This window comes from Streptomyces sp. JN8 (assembly GCF_055808075.1).
Window position 1 is genome coordinate 6130243 of record NZ_CM147852.1, and the last position, 14080, is coordinate 6144322.

General features: G+C 74.8%; 11 protein-coding genes. 8 read left to right on the forward strand and 3 right to left on the reverse strand.

Going from position 1 to position 14080, the window contains the following annotated elements:
- Positions 1–13: 13 nt before the first annotated feature.
- The gene (locus tag ACY0MR_RS27010; RefSeq protein ID WP_473555853.1) at positions 14–1516 is read right to left on the reverse strand and encodes an ankyrin repeat domain-containing protein; all 1503 of its coding nucleotides are present in this window, start codon (positions 1514–1516) and stop codon (positions 14–16) included.
- A 158-nt stretch (positions 1517–1674) separates the two neighbouring features.
- On the opposite strand from ACY0MR_RS27010, the gene ACY0MR_RS27015 reads away from it, so the two are divergent.
- Positions 1675–2196, forward strand: coding sequence for a GNAT family N-acetyltransferase (locus ACY0MR_RS27015; RefSeq protein WP_388802393.1), 522 nt, complete (start codon positions 1675–1677; stop codon positions 2194–2196).
- On the opposite strand, the gene ACY0MR_RS27020 is transcribed toward ACY0MR_RS27015, so the two are convergent.
- Positions 2193–3077 (reverse strand): hypothetical protein, encoded by an 885-nt coding sequence (locus ACY0MR_RS27020; protein ID WP_361849457.1) that lies wholly within the window; start codon positions 3075–3077, stop codon positions 2193–2195. The two genes, ACY0MR_RS27015 and ACY0MR_RS27020, sit on opposite strands and share 4 nt — an antisense overlap.
- Before the next feature lie 159 nt (positions 3078–3236).
- Here ACY0MR_RS27020 and ACY0MR_RS27025 point away from each other — a divergent pair, with 159 nt between their 5' ends.
- Positions 3237–4016: a S1 family peptidase gene (locus ACY0MR_RS27025; RefSeq protein WP_404080436.1), complete on the forward strand. Its 780-nt coding sequence runs from the start codon at positions 3237–3239 to the stop codon at positions 4014–4016.
- Positions 4017–4431: 415 nt separating this feature from the next.
- Here the strand turns inward: ACY0MR_RS27025 and ACY0MR_RS27030 are convergent, their stop codons facing one another.
- Positions 4432–6192, reverse strand: a complete 1761-nt coding sequence (locus ACY0MR_RS27030; protein ID WP_473555857.1) for a glycoside hydrolase family 35 protein — start codon at positions 6190–6192, stop codon at positions 4432–4434.
- A 117-nt stretch (positions 6193–6309) separates the two neighbouring features.
- Between ACY0MR_RS27030 and ACY0MR_RS27035 the strand changes: the two genes are divergently transcribed.
- The 6 genes from ACY0MR_RS27035 (at position 6310) to ACY0MR_RS27060 (ending at position 14069) form a co-directional block, all read left to right on the forward strand.
- Complete coding sequence (locus ACY0MR_RS27035; protein ID WP_403316332.1) at positions 6310–7197, forward strand: helix-turn-helix domain-containing protein; 888 nt, start codon at positions 6310–6312, stop codon at positions 7195–7197.
- Positions 7198–7208: 11 nt separating this feature from the next.
- Entirely contained in the window at positions 7209–7559 is a 351-nt protein-coding gene (locus ACY0MR_RS27040) for a chorismate mutase (protein ID WP_361849463.1), read from the forward strand.
- A complete protein-coding gene (locus tag ACY0MR_RS27045; RefSeq protein ID WP_392862997.1) occupies positions 7559–8545 on the forward strand; it encodes an asparaginase in 987 nt (328 codons plus the stop codon). The genes ACY0MR_RS27040 and ACY0MR_RS27045 overlap by 1 nt, the downstream gene beginning before the upstream one ends.
- 93 nt (positions 8546–8638) lie before the next feature.
- Complete coding sequence (gene pepN, locus ACY0MR_RS27050; protein WP_473555861.1) at positions 8639–11125, forward strand: aminopeptidase N; 2487 nt, start codon at positions 8639–8641, stop codon at positions 11123–11125.
- A gap of 131 nt (positions 11126–11256) precedes the next feature.
- The gene (locus tag ACY0MR_RS27055; protein ID WP_392862994.1) at positions 11257–12660 is read left to right on the forward strand and encodes a pyridoxal phosphate-dependent decarboxylase family protein; all 1404 of its coding nucleotides are present in this window, start codon (positions 11257–11259) and stop codon (positions 12658–12660) included.
- Positions 12657–14069, forward strand: coding sequence for a lysine N(6)-hydroxylase/L-ornithine N(5)-oxygenase family protein (locus ACY0MR_RS27060; RefSeq protein WP_388802411.1), 1413 nt, complete (start codon positions 12657–12659; stop codon positions 14067–14069). The genes ACY0MR_RS27055 and ACY0MR_RS27060 overlap by 4 nt, the downstream gene beginning before the upstream one ends.
- Positions 14070–14080: the final 11 nt, after the last annotated feature.

Sequence of the window (14080 nt, forward strand, 5' to 3'; positions counted from 1 at the left end):
ACGCCCGCGCGGGTCAGCCGCGGCGCGGGGACGTCCACTCCAGACGGGTCCTGACCCGCGGGTCGTGGACGTGCTCCAGGGCGGCGAGCGCCGTCTCCCGCGCCGCGCCCTCCGGGTCGCCGTCCGCCAGGGCGGAGGCCAGCGCGTCCACGGCGCGCGGGTCCTGGCGGATCGCCAGCCCGCGCGCGGCCTCCGCCGCCGTCTCCGGATCGGTGTCGCCGAGCCGCTCGGCGAGCCCCTCCCGTACGAGGGGGGTGTCGTCGGGCAGCTCGGCCAGCGCGAGCGTCGCCCAGTCCCGCACCCGCGGGTCCCCGTCCCGGCTCAGCCCCAGCAGCACCCCGAGCGCCTCCGGGTGCCCGGCGGGCACGATCCCCGCGAGGGCCCCCGCGACCGCCCGCCGGACGGCAGCGTCGGGATGGCCCGCCACGGCGAGGAGTTCGGGCACGGCGGCCGGGTCGGCGCACACCCCGAGGGCCGACACCACCGACAGGACCGGCTCGCGCGGGGACGGCACCCGCGGGCGCCCCGCGGCACCCGCCGCGCCCGTCAGCTCCGCCGCGAGCCGGCGCAGCACCGGGACCGCGCTCGGCGCGAAGCCGGGCAGCGCACCGAGCACCGCCGCGCCGAGCGCCCGGCGCAGCGGGTCGCGGTAGGCGCACCACGCGGCCGCCGCCGCGAACGTCTCCTCGTCGGCCCGGCCGCCGAGTTCGGCCACCGCGGTCGTCCAGTCGTCCAGCTCCGGATCGCCGCAGCGCAGCGCCCGCGCCGCGAGCTCCTCGTGCGGGGTGCGGAGCCCCAGGGAGGCCTCGACGAGCGTGGCGATCGCCGCGTGCCCGGTCTGCCGGTCGTTGCCGCTGCCGGGCGCCCCGTCCTCGCGCAGCAGCTCGACGACCACCGTCACCCCGCCGTCCTCGCGGACCCGGCGCACGACCGCCTCGTACGTCTCGCCGCCCTCGTTCCCCGCGACGAGTCCGCGCCGCAGCTCGGCCGCCATGTCGACGCCGATCCAGCGCCGGGCCTCGCGCAGCGCGGCCTCCCGGGCGTCCGCCCCGTGGTCGAGGAGGGCCCGTACGCAGCCGGTGGAGCCGCGCCGGGCGGCGGCCACCAGCGGCAGGACCCCGTCGGGCCCGCGCCGGTCGGGGTCGGCCCCGTACTCCAGCAGCACACGGGTGGTGTCGGCGTGCCCGAGCCGCAGGGCCCAGGCGAGGGCGGTGAAGCCGTACGCCTCCTCCTGGTCGGGCGCGGCACCAGCCGAGAGCAGGGCGCGCACCACCTCGGTGTGCCCGCCGACGGCCGCCCCGCACAGCGGCAGGTCGCCGTCCTCCTCGCCGCTGCCCCGCCCGGGATCCGCCCCCGCGGCCAGCAGCACCCGTACGATTCCGGCCTCGTTGCCGAGGGCCGCCCGGTACAGGGCGGACTCCCCGTCCTGCCTGCCCTCGGGGTCGGCCCCGTCCCGCAGGGCCCGTACGGTCCCGTCCTCGTCCCCGTGGCGGATGGCGTCGAACAGCGTGCTCATGGCCCGACCCTGACCCGCCGTCCACTCCTGGCGCAAATCGTTTCCGGCCCGCCGCCCGCCCGTGCCCCCGCCCGGCCCCGCGGGGGCTCCCCTCCGCGCGTCGTGCCCGCTTAGGACCGCGCCGCCGTGCTCGTACGCCTGTGCCAGAATCGGACCGCATGACGCACGATCACGATCACGGTCAGGACCGCGCGACGCTCAGCGTCGGCGACGGGGACGCCGCACTCGCCAAGGCCCTCGAACAGGGCCTCGACGCCTTCAACTTCGCGGCCACGAACACCACGCCGGAGGACCAGGGCGAGCTCTCCGTGAAGGCCGTCGACGAGGACGGCGCGCTCATCGGCGGACTCACGGGCTGGACCTGGAGCGGCCTGTTCGGGATCGACATGCTGTGGGTCCGCGAGGACAGCCGGAAGGACGGGTGGGGGAGCCGGCTCCTGCGCGCCGCCGAGGAGGAGGCCCGGCGGCGCGGCTGCGACCGGGCCACCGTGTCCTCGTTCACCTTCCAGGCGCCGGACTTCTACCGCCGCCACGGCTACGTGGAGACGGGCCGGGTGCTCGGCATCCCCGGCGGCGCCGAGGACGTCCACTTCCACAAGAGCCTGGTCCGCGGGGCGCCTTCCGGGCCCTTCCGGGGCCCGTCGTCCAACTCCCCTCTGCCCCGCGACGACACCCCCTAGCCCGCGCAGTCCAGTACGGTCCGGCAGACCCCGCACCGGGCCCGGAGGCTCCGGCCCGCCGGGATGCGCAGGCGCTGCCGGCAGACCGGGCAGAGGAACGAGACGCCGGTCGCGGGCGCCCCGCCCAGGAAGGCGTAGGGGGCGCCCTCGCCCGCCCGGCCCCGGCGCCGCTCCCAGCCGTACCGGCGGCGCTCGGCCCAGCCGGCGCCGGCGAGGGGCGGCGCGGAGCGCTCCCGGTCGGCCTCGGCCCGGCCGCGGATCCAGGCCTCGTACGCCACCGCGCTGGTGAACCACGGTGACGGGTCCTCGCCGAACACCTCGGCGCGCTTGGCGAGGACGTAGCCGAACTCCTCCGGGGTCAGGTAGCCGAGCTTCTGGCTCTCCACGCCGTCCCGGCGGTAGGCGTCGAGCAGCAGCCATCCGGCGCCGAGGTACGTGGTGACGACGTCGGTGAGGACCTCGTTCTCCGCGGTCCCGGGGAAGCCGAGGCCGAGCCGGTGCAGCAGGACGTGGGTGATCTCGTGGGCGAGGGCCGCCCCGATGTCCCGGCGGCGGGTCCGGAAGCGGTCGTTGAGCTCCACGAAGTACTCGGGCCCCGCGGTGAGTTCGACGGCGGCGGCGTGCTCCATCGGCCGGAAGCTCACCACGAGCCGGGCCTCGGGCAGCCGCAGGTGCCGGACCAGGGCGCGGGCCACCCGCTGGGTGCCGAGGTGCAGGTCCTCCTCGTCGCCGAGGGCCACGTCGGAGGGCGGGACGCTCGCCGGATAGCGGTGCACGCCGTCGGGGGAGAGGCGCCGGTAGAGCGCCGTGAGCGAGGCGCCGATGCCGGCGCGGTGCGGAAATCCGTGGGCGACGCGGTCGCCCTCCTGACGGTTCGGCATACGGGACCCCCTTCCGCTCATTTTACGGTTCAGGCGCCGAGTGGCCGAAAAGGCTTCCTTGTGGGGGCAGTTGAGAGTTGTCCATACTCCGGACATGACTTGACGGGCGCATGTCATCGCCGGTCGAGGCAACCCCCCATGAGAGAAGGCAGACACGTGATGCAGAACAGAATGGTCCGTGCCCTCCAGAAGCTCGCCGCGGCCGGCGCCGTCGTCCTGGCGGCCGTCAGCCTCCAGCCCACCACCGCCTCCGCCGCCCCCGCCCCCGTCGTCGGAGGCACCCGCGCCGCCCAGGGCGAGTTCCCCTGGATGGTCCGGCTGTCCATGGGCTGCGGCGGTTCGCTGATCACCCCGCAGGTCGTCCTCACCGCGGCCCACTGCGTCAGCGGCTCGGGCAACAACACCAGCATCACCGCCACCGCCGGTGTCGTGGACCTGCAGAGCAGCAGCGCGATCAAGGTCAAGTCCACCAAGGTCTACCAGGCCCCCGGCTACAACGGGTCCGGCAAGGACTGGGCGCTGATCAAGCTCGCCAGCCCGATCACCTCGCTGCCCACCCTGAAGATCGCCGAGACCACCGCGTACAACAGCGGCACCTTCACCGTGGCCGGCTGGGGCGCCGCCCGCGAGGGCGGTGCGCAGCAGCGCTACCTGCTCAAGGCGAACGTGCCCTTCGTCTCCGACGCCTCCTGCAGGAACTCCTACGGAAGCGACCTCATCCCCGCCGAGGAGATCTGTGCCGGCTACACCCAGGGCGGCGTCGACACCTGCCAGGGCGACTCCGGCGGCCCCATGTTCCGCAAGGACAACGGCGGAGCCTGGATCCAGGTCGGCATCGTGAGCTGGGGCCAGGGCTGCGCCCGGCCCAACTACCCCGGCGTCTACACGGAGGTCTCGACCTTCGCCGCCGCGATCAAGTCCGCGGCCGCCACGCTGTAGCGACCGCACGCGACAGGTGCCCCGGAGCGGCCTCGGCTCCGGGGCACCGCCACGCCGGTACGGACACGGCACCGACAGGCAGACGCCCGCCCCGCCGCCCGCAAGCCGTCGGCGCCGCCGGGCCATCGCCACCGCCGTCCCACCGCCACCGGTACCGCCGTGCCGTCGCCACCGGTACCGCCGTGCCACCACCACCGGCACCGCCGGGCCGTCGCCACCACCACCGGCACCGCCGGGCCGTCGCCACCGGTACCGGCACCGCCGTGCCACCGCCACCGCCACCGCCGTGCCATCGCCACCGGCACCGGCACCGCCGGGCCGTCGCCACCGGCATCGGCGCCGACACCACCACCACCGCCACCACCGGGTCGTGCCCGGGCCGTCGCCTCAACGCCACGCCTGCCTCACGCCGCACTCAGACCGGGTCCAGCACGGGCCCCGTCCCCGCGTCCCCCTCCAGCTCCAGCGCCCACACCTCGTTCGTCCCCTCCCGCAGCACCGGGCCCGGCACGAACAGCGCCTCCTGCGGCCCGGCCGACCAGTACCGGCCGAGACAGAAGCCGTTCACCCACACGAACCCCCGGGTCCCGCCCGGCAGCCGCAGCCACGCGTCTCCCGCCCCGGACACCTCCAGCGTCCCCCGGTGCAGCCCCGGACCGCTCCGGTCCACCACCGGCTCGAACCGCACCTTGTCCACGGCCGCCGCCTCGAACGCGTCCAGCCGCAGCCCCCGCGACCGGAAGCCGTGCAGATACTGCCGCTCGTGCCGTACGCCCCCGGTGATCCCCTTCGACTCCGCGAGCCGCGGCCCGTAGTTCACCCGGCCCAGCGACTCCACCCACAGATCGACCGCCGCCGCCCCGCCCACCGGCACCGCGAGCGCCACGTCCTCGCCGTCCACGGAGTCCAGGACCCCGGCCGCCACCCCGTCGACGTACACCACCGCCCGGTCCCGCAGCCCCGTCACCCCCAGCGGATACGGCTGCCGGGGCCCCGGCACGCCCACCCGGTAGCGGACCAGGCCCCGGTCCACCCCCAGCTCCTCGAAGGTCGGCGGCACCGGCGTCACCCGCTCCTCCCCGCCGAGCACCTCCAGGACCCCCTCCAGCGGAGCCCACCCGTCGAACACCCCGGAGACCCGGCCGGCGAGCCGCGCCGGAGGCTCCGGCACCTCCGGCAGCGGCCCCTCCGCGAACGCCCCGAGCACCTCGCGGAAACGCCAGAACTTCTCCGTCGGCCGCCCCGCCTCGTCCACCGGCGCGTCGTAGTCGTACGAGGTCACCGTCGCCCTCAGCGGCCCGTCGTGCAGCTCACCGGCGCGGTTCGCGCCCGCCCAGCCGCCGAAGTTCGTCCCCCCGTGCGCCATGTACACATTCACCGACGCCCCGCACTCCAGGATCTCCCGCAGCGCCTCCGCCGCGTCCCCCGCCGCCCGCACCGCGTGCTCCGTGCCCCAGTGGTCGAACCAGCCGCACCAGAACTCCATGCACATCAACGGCCCCGCCGGCCGGTGGCGCCGCAGCGTCGCGAACCCCTCCCGCGCCCCCGACCCGAAGTTCGCCGTCGCGAGCACCCCCGGCACCGAGCCGCCCGTCAGCATGTGGTCCTCGGGACCGTCCGAGGTGAACAGCGGAACGCTCACCCCGCACCCGCGCAACAGCTCCGCCAGCCACTCCAGATAGCCCCGGTCGCTGCCGTAACTGCCGTACTCGTTCTCCACCTGCACCAGCACCACCGGACCACCCCGGTCGATCTGCCGCTCCACCACCTGCGGCAGCAACCGCCGGAACCACGCCTCCACCGGCCCGAGGAACGCCGGGTCGAGCGTCCGCACCCGCCGCCCCAGCGGCCCCGTCAGCCAGTGCGGCAGCCCGCCGTTCTCCCACTCGGCGCAGATGTACGGCCCCGGGCGCACGATCGCCCGCATCCCCGCCCGCGCCACCGCGTCCAGGAACCGGCCCAGGGCGTCCGCGTCCGCGTACCGCCCCGGCTCCGGCTCGTGCAGATTCCACGGGACGTACGTCTCGACGCAGTCGAGGCCCATCGCACGCAGCATCCCCAGCCGGTGCTCCCACTGCCCCTCGTGCACCCGGAAGTAGTGCAGCGCCCCCGACAGGAGGCGCACCGGCCGACCGTCGAGCAGAAAGTCCTCGTCACCCACAGCGAACGTGCTCATGGCCTCACCCTCGCCCTCTGGCGGCGAAGCGGTCCATGGACAAAGATCGGCGCAGTTTGGACGTTACAGCCCGCCCGGTCCCGACCCACCGGACGGGCCAGGGAGGGGCACCACCGCATGTACCACACCTGGATGCGCTACTTCACGCCCAGCCCCGTCCACCACCGGCTCGGCCTCGTCTGCCTCGGCGTCGGACTCCAGCACGGCACCCTCCCCACCGTCGGCCCCCGCACCCTCGACCACCACGTGGCCGTCGTCGTCTCCGCCGGCAGCGGCTGGTACCGCGGCCCCGACGGCCGCCGCACCACCGTCACCGCCCCCGCCCTGCTCTGGCTCACCCCCGGCACCCCCCACCACTACGGCGCCGACCCCGGCACCGGCTGGGACGAGGCCTTCGTCGACTTCACCGGCCCCGCCACCGCCACCTACACCGAGCTCGGCTACATCGAACCCGACCGGCCCGTCGTCCCCCTCTCCGACGCCGCCCCCGCCCGCGACGCCATCAGCCGCATCGCCCGCGCCGCCCGCCCCGGCAACCCCCTCCTGGAGGTCGAGACCGGCGCCTGCGTCCACGAACTCCTCGTCGCGCTCCGCCGCGCCCGCGCCGACACGAACGCCGACGGCGACCCCGTCCTCGCCGCCCTCGCCCGGGACGCCTTCCAGCCCTACTCCGTCGCCGAACACGCCACCCGGCACGGCATGACCGCCGCCGAACTGCGCACCGCGGTCCGCCGCGCCGCCGGCTGCAGCCCCAAGGACTACCTGCTCACCGTCCGCCTCGGCCGCGCCAAGGAACTCCTCGCGGCCACCGAACTCCCCGTCGCCGCCGTCGCCCGCCGCGTCGGCTACGACGACCCCGCCTACTTCTCCCGGCTGTTCACCCGCCGCGTCGGCACCGCTCCCATCCGCTTCCGCGAACAGCAGGGCCGATCGGTCCACGGCGGCTGGAGCACCACCGTTCCGGATCCCGAACACCCCCCGACGATCCTCCCGAGATCCGTCTAAGCTCGCAGATCATGAGTGAGTCCCCGCGCCCCCAGACGCCCACCCCGCCCCAGGCCCCGGCCCGGCCCGACGAGTCCGTCCAGGCCGAACTGACCCGGCTGCGGGAGAGCATCGACAACATCGACGCGGCGGTCGTCCACATGCTCGCCGAACGCTTCAAGTGCACCCAGCAGGTCGGCGTCCTCAAGGCCCGGCACCAGCTGCCGCCCGCCGACCCCGCCCGAGAGGCCCGGCAGATCGCCCGGCTGCGGGAACTCGCCGGCAGCGCCAGACTGGACCCGGCCTTCGCGGAGAAACTCCTCAACTTCATCATCGCCGAGGTCATCCGCCACCACGAGACGATCGCGGACGGAGCACGCTGATGGCCCGCGTCACGGTCTTCACCCTCGGAGGGACCATCTCCGCGCGAGGCGGTGACGCGGCCCGGATGAGCGGCCGGGAAGTCCTCGCCGCACTCGGCGGCGACCACGACATCGTCCTCAACGACTTCCGCCGCGTCCCCAGCTCCACCCTCACCCACGCCGACCTCGCGGCCCTCGCCGCCGAGATCCGCACCACCGTCGCCGCCGGCTCCGGCGCCGTCGTCGTCCAGGGCACCGACACCCTGGAGGAGACCGCCTTCCTCCTCGACCTGCTCTGCACCACCGAGCAGCCGATCGTCGTCACCGGCGCCATGCGCCGACCCGACCTGCCCGGCGCCGACGGCCCCGCCAACCTCGCCGCCGCCCTCGCCGTCGCCGCCGACCCGGCCTGCCGCGACCTCGGCGTCCTCGTCGTCCTCGCCGACGAGATCCACGCCGCCCGCCACGCCCGCAAGACCCACACCACCTCGGTCGCCACCTTCGCCTCACCCGGCGCCGGCCCCCTCGGCCACGTCGTCGAGGGCGAACCCCGCGTCCTGTTCCGCCCCGCCGCCCCCGCCGCGGCCCACCCGCTCACCCTCGACCCCGACGTACGGGTCGCCCTGATCACCCTCTCCCAGGGCGACCGCGGCGAACTCCTCGACGCCGTCGACCACCGCTTCCAGGGCCTCGTCGTCGCCGCCTTCGGCGCCGGACACGCCCCCGCCTGGCTCGTCGAACCCCTCGCCGCGCTCGCCCGCCGCATCCCGGTCGTCCTCGCCTCCCGCACCGGAGCCGGCCCGACCCTCACCGACACCTACCGCGGCCCCGGCTCCGAACACGACCTGCTCCACCACGGACTCGTCCCCGCCGGGCCCCTCGACCCCGCCAAGGCCCGGATCCTGCTCCACGCCCTGCTCTCCGACGGCGCCGCGGGCCCCGCCGGCTACGACCGCCCCCGCATCACCGCCGCCTTCGCCCACCTGAACGGCTCGGGACGCGCCTGAGAACGGCCGGGAGAACCGCCGGTAACGCACCCCGAACAGGTCCGCGCCCCACCACCCCTGCCCGACGCCGAGAGCATCGGGCAGCATAGGGCCATGTCCGTACTGACGCGCGACGAAGCGCAGACCCGTGCCCAGCTCCTCGACGTCCAGCACTACAGCGTGGACCTCGACCTCACCACCGGCGACGAGACCTTCGAGTCCACCAGCCTCATCCGGTTCACCGCCCGCGCCGCCGGGGACACCTTCGTCGAGCTGAAGCCCGAAACCCTGCACTCCGCCCACCTGGACGACGAGCCCCTCGACGTCGCCGGCCTCGACGGCAACCGCCTCCCGCTGCACCTCGGCGAGGGCGAGCACGTCCTGCGGATCAGTACGACCATGCGCTACTCCCGCACCGGCGAGGGCATGCACCGCTTCGCCGACCCCAGCGACGGCGAGTCCTACGTCTACACCCAGCTCTTCATGGAAGACGTCCAGCGCGTCTTCGCCGCCTTCGACCAGCCCGACCTCAAGGCCGTCTTCGAGCTGACCGTCACCGCCCCCGAGGGCTGGACCGTCCTGGCCAACGGCATCACGCGGCAGGAGCCCGACGGCCGCTGGCGATCCGCCGCCACCCCGCCGCTCTCCACCTACTTCGTGTGCGTCGCCGCCGGCCCCTGGCACTCCGTCCGCACCGAGCACGCCGGCCTCCCCTTCGGCATCCACTGCCGCCGCTCGCTCGCCCCCCACCTCGACGCCGACGCCGACGAGATCCTCGCCGTCACCAAGGCCTGCTACGACCGCTTCCACGAGAAGTTCGACGAGCCGTACCCCTTCGACTCCTACGACCAGGCCTTCGTCCCCGAGTTCAACGCCGGCGCCATGGAGAACCCCGGCCTCGTCACCTTCCGCGACGAGTTCGTCTTCCGCTCCGCCGTCACCGTCACCGAGCGGCAGACCCGCGCCATGGTCATCGCCCACGAGATGGCCCACATGTGGTTCGGCGACCTCGTCACCCTCCGCTGGTGGGACGACATCTGGCTCAACGAGTCCTTCGCCGAGTACATGGGCTACCAGACCGTGAACGAGGCCTGCTCCGACCTCTTCCCCGACACCTGGGTCGACTTCGGCGTCACCCGGAAGGCCTGGGGCTACGAGGCCGACCAGCGCCCCTCCACCCACCCCGTCGCCCCCGACCCCGAGGCCGTCCCCGACACCGCCTCCGCCCTCCTCAACTTCGACGGCATCTCCTACGCCAAGGGCGCCTCCGCCCTCCGCCAGCTCGTCACCTGGCTCGGCGAGAAGGACTTCCTCGCCGGCATCAACATCCACTTCAAGCGCCACAAGTTCGGCAACGCCACCCTCGCCGACTTCATCGACAACCTCGCCGCCGCCACCGACCGCGACGTCCACGCCTGGGCCGAGCAGTGGCTCCGCACCACCGGCGTCGACACCCTCACCCCCGCCCTCACCGGCGAGGGCCTCCACTGGAGGCTCACCGTCGACCGCGACGGCAGCCGCCCCCACCGCGTCGCCGCCGGCCTCTACGACCGCGACCCCTCCGGCGACCTCGTCCTCCGCGAACGCCGCGAACTCGACGTCCCCCAGACCGAACCCGCCGAACTCACCGGCCCCCGCCCCGCCCTCGTCGTCCTCAACGACCAGGACCTCACCTACGCCAAGCTCCGCTTCGACGAGGCGTCCGCGGAATCCGCCCTCCGCGGCCTCTCCCGCATCCCCGACGCCCTCACCCGCGCCGTGATCTGGAACGCCCTGCGCGACATGGTCCGCGACGGCGACCTCGCCCCCGCCGACTACCTCGCCGTCGCCCTCGCCCACCTCACCGACGAGACCGAACTCGCCCTCGTCCAGGGCGTCCTCGGCTTCGCCCGCACCCAGATCGCCGACCGGTACGTCACCGAGGAGGAGCGCCCCGCCGCCCTCTCCACCATCCGGCAGATCGCCCGCGCCCTGCTGCGCCGCACCGAGGACGGCGAGGCGCCCGGCCTCCGCCTCACCGCCGTCCGCGCCCTCATCGACAGCGCGACCACCCCCGACCAGATCGCCTCCTGGCTGGACGAGGGCACCGTCCACGGCGGCCCCGAACTCGACCCGGAGCTCCGCTGGCGCATCCTGGCCCGCCTCGCCGTCCTCGGCGCCACCGACGAGCCGACGATCGCGGCCGAACTGGAGCGGGACCCGAGCGCCACCGGCCAGGAGGGCGCCGCCCGCTGCCGCGCCGGACTCCCCACGCCGGAGGCGAAGGCGGCCGCCTGGTCCGCCCTCTTCGACACCGACGACCTGTCCAACTATCTCTTCACCGCCACCGCCCAGGGCTTCTGGCAGCCCGAGCAGGCCGAACTCGTCCGCGCGTACGTCCCCCGCTTCTACCCCGCCGCCACCGCCCTCGGCGCCCGCCGCGGCGCCGCCATGGCCGAAGCCGCGGGCCGCTACGCCTTCCCCTCCCACGCCGTCGACCAGGACTCCCTCACCCTCGGCGAACGGCACCTCGCGGCCGACGACATGATCCCCGCCCTCCACCGCAAGCTCGTCGACCAACTCGACGACCTCCGCCGCGCCCTCGCGGTCCGCCAGGGCTGACCCCACCGCCCCCACCCGGCCCCCGCACATCCCACGGACGGCGCCCCGCACACCAGGGCGCCGTCCCCCGTTCGGGTCACAACCCACGACTCCCCGGACACACCCCGACCACCCCCGGCACCCTGTCGTCCATGTGTGCCGCACCCCCGCCCCTCGCCGCCGATCCCACCGCCCTGAGCCGCCTCCTCGGCACCACCCTCGACGCCCTCCGCGAAGGCGCCGCCGTCCGCGGCGGCCCCCTGCCCGCCGGCGGCCCCGAAACCGTGGCACACCAGGTCCGCACAGCCCTCGGAGACCCGCTCCCCGAGACCGGCCACGGCCCCCACGAGGCGCTCCGCACCCTCGTCCGCACCCTCGCCGAAGGCGCCGCCGACCCCGCCCACCCCCTCTGCGCCGCCCACCTCCACACCCCGCCCCTCGCCCTCGCCGCCGCCGCCGACCTCGCGGCCTCCGCCCTCAACCCCTCCATGGACTCCTGGGACCAGGCCCCCGCCGCCTCCACCCTCGAAGCCCTGGTCACCGCCGCCCTCGCCGCCGAGGTCTACCCGGACGCCCCGCACCCCGACGCCCTCGTCACCACCGGCGGCACCGAGTCCAACCAACTCGCCCTGCTCCTCGCCAGGGAACGTCTCGGCCCCACCGTCCGCACCGTCGTCGGCGCCAACGCCCACCACTCCTTCCGCCGCGCCGCCTGGCTGCTCGGCCTCCCCGAGCCGGTCGTCCTCCCCACCCCCCGCGGCACCCTCGACCCCGCCGCACTCCACGAGGCACTCACCACCCACCCCGGCCCCCTCCTCGTCGCCGCCACCGCCGGCACCACCGACGAAGGCCTCATCGACCCCCTCCCCGCCCTCGCCGACCGGTGCGAGGCCCACGGCACCGACCTCCACGTCGACGCCGCCTACGGAGGCCCCGTCCTCTTCAGCCGCATCCACCGCCCCCTCCTCGACGGCCTGCACCGCGCCCGCACCGTCACCGTCGACCTGCACAAACTCGGCTGGCAGCCCGCCGCCGCCGGACTCCTCGCCGTACGCGACCCGGCCGACCTCGCCTCACTCGGACACACCGCCGCCTACCTCAACGCCGACGACGACACCGAAGCCGGCCTCCCCGACCTCCTCGGCCGCTCCCTGCGCACCACCCGGCGACCCGACATCCTCAAGACCGCCGTCACCCTCCGCGCCCTCGGCCGCACCGGCCTCGGCGCCCTCGTCGACGCCTGCATGGAACGCGCCCAGGAACTCGCCGACCTCGTCGAGAAGGCCCCCGGACTCGACCTGCGCGCCCGCCCCACCCTCACCACCGTCCTCTTCCGACCCACCGGCGACGGCGGCGCCCCCGGCGCACCCCCGGCCCCCGACGACGACACCGTCGCCGCCGTCCGCCGCACCCTCCTCACCCGGGGCCACGCCGTCCTCGGCCGCGCCCAGGCCGACGGCCGCCTCTGGCTCAAAGCCACCCTGCTCAACCCCCACGCCACCTCCGGCGACCTGGCCCAGCTCATCACCCTCGTGGAAGGCAGCACCCCCCGATGACCGGCAGCACCCCCCAGGACGACCCCGACCGGCCCCACGACCTCGTGGGCGTCGGCATCGGCCCCTTCAACCTCTCCCTCGCCGCCCTCGCCCACGGCATCCCCGGCGGCCTCGCCACCGCCTTCTACGAGCAGAAGCCCGCCTTCCACTGGCACCCCGGCCTCCTCATCGAGGGCGCCACCCTCCAGGTCCCCTTCCTCGCCGACCTGGTGACCCTCGCCGACCCCGCGAGCCCCTGGACCTTCCTCCAGTACCTCAAGGCCCGCGAACGCCTCTTCCCCTTCTACTTCGCCGAGAAGTTCCACATCCACCGCGCCGAATACGACGCCTACTGCCGCTGGGTCAGCGAGCGCCTCCCCGGACTCCACTTCGGCCACCAGGTCGACTCGGTCCGCTGGAACCCCGAACGCCGCCTCTTCGAGGTCGACTTCACCCAGATCGACCCCGACGGCGAGGCCGAGGCCCTCGGCCGCGCCTACACCCGCAACGTCGTCCTCGGCGTCGGCACCGAACCGTACGTCCCCGAACCGCTCAAGCCGCTCGCCGAGGCACCCGGCGTCCCCGTCTTCCACTCCGCCGACTACCTCACCCACCGGGACACCCTCCTCGCCGCCGGGCACGTCACCGTCATCGGATCCGGCCAGTCGGGAGCCGAGATCTTCCTCGACCTGCTCCGCGCCCGCCCCACCGGCGCCGAGAAGATCCACTGGCTCGCCCGCACCGAGGCCTTCGCGCCGATGGAGTACTCCAAACTCGGCCTCGAACACTTCACCCCGGACTACACCCGCTACTTCCACGCCCTGCCCGAGCACGTACGCGGCGAACTCGTCCCCCGGCAATGGCAGCTCCACAAGGGCATCGACACCGACACCATCGCCGCCATCCACGACGAGCTGTACCGCAGAACCCTCCACGGCGGCTGGCCCGACGCCGTCCTCACCCCCGGCGTCCGGGTCCGCACCGCCGGCCGCGTCGCCACCACCCAGGTCGAGCTGCACCTCGAACACCTCCAGCAGGGCACCCGCTCCCGCCTCACCACCGACGCCGTCGTCCTCGCCACCGGCTACCGCGAACGCCCCGTCGACCGCATGCTCGCCGGCCTCGACCCCTACCTCCGCCACGACTCCGCCGGCCGCCCCCGCGTCGACGAGCGCTACCGCCTCGTCCTCGACCCCTCGGTCACCGGCGCCGTCCACGTCCAGAACGCCGAGAAGCACACCCACGGCGTCGGCGCCCCCGACCTCGGCCTCGCCGCCTGGCGCAGCGCCACCATCCTCAACGCCGTCACGGGCAAGGACGTCTTCCCCCTGCCCCGCCGCACCGCCTTCACCAGCTTCGGCCTGGAGACACGAGAGGCGCCGAGCATCCCGGCCCAGGGCCAGAAGCTGACGCCTCTCGTCCAGCAGTAGCGGCCGGGGCC